5 protein-coding genes are annotated in these 4,019 nt (G+C 68.1%); 4 read left to right on the forward strand and 1 reads right to left on the reverse strand.

Annotated elements, in window-relative coordinates; all coding sequences use genetic code 11:
• From V7Q39_RS19780 to V7Q39_RS19795, 4 genes are all read left to right on the forward strand, one after another.
• Positions 1-501: CvpA family protein (locus V7Q39_RS19780; protein ID WP_333818327.1), on the forward strand; the 501-nt coding region annotated here is incomplete at its 5' end.
• An 83-nt stretch (positions 502-584) separates the two neighbouring features.
• Positions 585-2,048 (forward strand): amidophosphoribosyltransferase, encoded by a 1,464-nt coding sequence (gene purF, locus V7Q39_RS19785; protein WP_333818328.1) that lies wholly within the window; start codon positions 585-587, stop codon positions 2,046-2,048.
• The gene (locus V7Q39_RS19790) at positions 2,045-2,425 is read left to right on the forward strand and encodes an iron chaperone (RefSeq protein WP_333818329.1); all 381 of its coding nucleotides are present in this window, start codon (positions 2,045-2,047) and stop codon (positions 2,423-2,425) included. Before purF ends, V7Q39_RS19790 begins: the two co-directional genes overlap by 4 nt.
• A gap of 78 nt (positions 2,426-2,503) precedes the next feature.
• Entirely contained in the window at positions 2,504-3,172 is a 669-nt protein-coding gene (locus V7Q39_RS19795) for an SDR family NAD(P)-dependent oxidoreductase (RefSeq protein WP_333818330.1), read from the forward strand.
• Between the two features lie 59 nt (positions 3,173-3,231).
• On the opposite strand, the gene V7Q39_RS19800 is transcribed toward V7Q39_RS19795, so the two are convergent.
• A partial coding sequence (locus V7Q39_RS19800; RefSeq protein ID WP_333818331.1) for a PLP-dependent transferase occupies positions 3,232-4,019 on the reverse strand: 788 nt, incomplete at its 5' end.

The following is a 4,019-nucleotide window of genomic DNA, read 5'->3' on the forward strand; positions in this document are numbered from 1 at the left end:
GCCATCGCCGCCTACTACTTCGCGCCCGGCGTGCAACCCCTGGTGAAAGAGCTGCCGGTCGTCGGTGAATTCCTCTCGGACAGCTGCGAACTGTCGGTCGTCGCCGCCTTCGCGGGGGTCTTTGTCATAGGCCTGATCGTTGCCGCGCTCTTCACGCCGCTCTTTTCGGGCGCGGTGCAGCGCTCGGCCTTGGGCGGGATCGACCAGGCGCTCGGCTTCCTCTTCGGCGCGGCGCGCGGGGTCCTGCTGATCGCCATCGCCTTCATCGTCTACGACCGGGTGCTCAGCGACCAGCGGATCGAGATGGTCGACAAGAGCCGCACCGCGCTGGTCTTCGCCAATTTCCAGCGCCAGATCGACGACAACATCCCCTCGGACGCGCCGGGCTGGATCGTCGAGCGTTACAACGAACTGACCAATGTCTGCGCCACCGGCACCGCCCCGGCCCCCGTCACTCCGGAAGCCCCCGCGGCGCCTGCCACCACCACCACCAACCCGTGATCCGGCTCGGGCGTTTCGGGGCGTGACACCCCCGGGCGCCTGCCGTAAAGAGCGGGCCAAGGCTCTCGACAGGATTCGGACGCATGGCCCCCTTCCGCTCGCACCCCTTCGATGATGACAAGCTGAAGGAGGAATGCGGCATTTTCGGCGTGGTCGGCGTGGCCGATGCGTCGAACTTCGTGGCGCTCGGCCTGCATGCCCTGCAGCACCGGGGGCAAGAGGCGGGCGGGATCGTCTGCTATGACCCCGAGCACGGCTTCAACTCGGCCCGCCGCTTCGGCTATGTCCGCGACAATTTCACCAAGGCGGACGTGATGGACACGCTGCCCGGCGCGCTGGCCATCGGCCATGTCCGCTATTCCACCGCCGGGTCCAAGGGCGCGACCGCGATCCGCGACGTGCAACCGTTCTTCGGCGAATTCTCGATGGGCGGCTGCGCGATCGCGCATAACGGCAACCTGACCAACGCCTCGGCGCTGCGCCGCGAACTGATCGAGCGCGGCTCGATCTTCCAGTCCTCCTCGGACAGCGAATGCATCATCCACCTGATGGCGCGGTCGATCCAGAAGACCCTGTCGGAGCGGATCAAGGACGCGCTGCGCCGCGTGGAGGGCGCCTTCTCGGTCGTCGCCATGACCCGGACCAAGCTGATCGGCGTCCGCGACCCCCTGGGCGTGCGCCCGCTGGTCCTGGGCCGGATCGGTGACAGCGGCTGGGCGCTCTCGTCCGAGACCTGCGGCCTCGACATCATCGGCGCCGAGTTCATCCGCGAGATCGAACCGGGCGAGATGGTGGTGATCGAGGGCAACCGCGTCGAATCGACCCGCCCCTTCACCCCGGCGAAACCGCGCTTCTGCATCTTCGAGAACGTCTATTTCAGCCGCCCCGACAGCATCATCGGCGGCCGTTCGGTCTATGAGACCCGCCGCCAGATCGGCGTGGAGCTTGCGCGCGAGGCCCCGGTCGATGCCGACCTGGTCTGCCCGGTGCCCGACAGCGGCACCCCGGCGGCCATCGGCTACAGCCAGGAATCGGGCATTCCCTATGCGATGGGGATCATCCGCAACCAGTATATGGGCCGGACCTTCATCGAGCCGACCGACCACATCCGCAACATGGGCGTGCGGCTGAAGCTGAACGTCAACCGCGCGCTGATCAAGGGTAAGCGGGTGATCCTGGTGGACGACTCGGTGGTGCGCGGCACCACCAGCCGGAAGATCAAGGACATGATCCTGGAGGCCGGTGCGGCCGAGGTCCATTTCCGCATCGCCTCGCCCCCCACCGCCTGGCCCTGCTTCTACGGGGTGGACACGCCGGAACGCTCGAAACTTCTTGCCGCCACGATGAGCGAGGACGAGATGCGCGACTGGATCGGGGTGGACAGCCTGAAGTTCATCTCGCTCGACGGCCTCTACCGCGCGGCGGGCGAGGCTGCAGGGCGCGACCCCGAAAACCCCCGCTTCTGCGACGCCTGCTTCTCCGGCGACTATCCGGTGGCCCCTTCGGACAAGATCGAGGAAGGCTTCCAGATGAAGGCGGCGGAGTGAGAGTCGCCGATCCCGCATCGGTCGACGCCTATATCGCCGCCCTGCCCCGCGATCAGCGGGACGCCCTGACCACCTTCCGCACCCGGCTCAGGGCGCTCCTGCCCGACCACATTGAGGTCCTGTCCTACGCCATGCCCGGCTTCCGCCAGCCCGGGCCGAAGGGCAAAATGGTGGTGGGCTACGCCGCCTTCGCCAAACACCTCGGCCTCTACCCGCATTCCGGCAGCGTCATCCCCCGGATCGATTGCTCCCCGTTCAAGACCTCGAAGTCCGGCGTCCTCTTCACCGCTGACCAGCCTCTACCCGACGCACTCCTGCGCCAGATCATCGAGACACGCCAGGCTGAGATCGCTGCGGGATATAGCCGCAAGGCCTGAGCCACCCTTCCCCTTGCCCTTTCATACTGGGACAAATATCCCCGCCGGAGGCTCCACCGCCGCCATAAGGACAGACGCATGACCCAGAAGATCGCCACCAAAGTGGCCCTCGTCACCGGAGCCTCGCGCGGCCTGGGATCCGCCATCGCCGAACAGCTGGCGCTCCGGGGCTGGCATGTCGTGGCGGTCGCCCGCACGGTGGGCGGGCTTGAGGAACTCGACGACCGGGTCCGGCGCGCGGGCTTGCCGGGCGCGGGCAGCCTGACCTTGGCCCCGATGGATGTGACCAACGACGACGCTATGCGGCATCTGTGCCGACAGGTCCATGACCGCTGGGGCGGCCTCGCCCTCTGGGTTCATGCGGCGATCCATGCCGCACCGCTGGCGCCCGCAGGCCATGTCGACCAGAAGGACTGGGAGAAGTCGCTCGCGACCAACGCCCGCGCGACGGGGATGCTGATCCCGATGGTCGAGCCGCTTCTGCGCGCAGGGGATGGCACGGCGCTCTTCCTCGACGATCCCCGCGCGGGGCAGCCTTTCTTCGGCGCCTATGGTGCGACGAAGGCCGCGCAGATGGCGCTGGCCCGCAGCTGGCAGGCCGAGACGGCGAAGCACGGGCCGAGGGTTGTCATCGCCGCTCCCGCTGCCCTGCCCACCGCCACCCGTGCGCGGTTCTTTCCGGGCGAGGACCGGGCCAAACTGGCTGATGTGCAGGCCGAGGCGGCGCGGATCCTCGACGGGATCTGACCAGGGGCAAAACTCCTTCTAAGGAATTTGGCAAAACTTTTCGAAAAGTTTTGGTCGCCCTACCCCGCCAGCGCCGTCTCGATGGCGGACCACAAGGTCTCCACCGGCTCGACCCCGACCGAGAGCCGGATGAAGCCGTCGGCCACCGCATCGCCCCAGCGCGACCGGCGTTCGGCGGCGGTATGGACGCCGCCGAAACTGGTGGCCTGCTCGATCAGCGGGCAGCGGGCGAGGAAGGCTTCCGCCGCCGCTTCGTCCGCAAGTTCGAAGCCGACCAGGAAGCCGCCGTTCGCCATCTGGCCGCCGACCGCCTTGTGCGACGGATCGCCCGGCAGGCCGGGATAGCGCAGCCCCCGCACCCGCGGATGGGCCCCCAGCCGCCCGGCGATCACCGCCGCCGAGGCGCACATCCGGGTCAGGCGGACCTCCAGCGTCTCCAGGCCGCGATGGACGAGATAGGCCTCGAACGGACCGGGCACCGACCCCGACTGCCGACGCCATTCGCGGATGCGGGCCATCAGCTTGCTGTCGCGACCCGCGACATGGCCGAAAAGCGCGTCGGAATGGCCGGCAGGAGCCTTGGTGTCGGCGGCGACCACGAGATCGGCGCCAAGGTCCAGCGGGCGCTGGAGAAGCGGCGTCATCGTCGTGTTGTCGGCGATCAGGATCGCCCCGGCGGCATGGGCCTTGCGGGCCAGCGGCGCGATATCCACCGTGTCGAGGCCGGGGTTTGAGGGGGTCTCGATATAGATCACGTCGAAGCCGGTGAAATCCGCCGCTTCCATCTGCACGGTCGGGACCTGCACCACCTCGACCCCGTAGACCTGCAACAGGTCGCGGCCGAGGA

The sequence above is a fragment of the Tabrizicola sp. genome (assembly GCF_036781545.1).
GTDB lineage: Bacteria > Pseudomonadota > Alphaproteobacteria > Rhodobacterales > Rhodobacteraceae > Tabrizicola.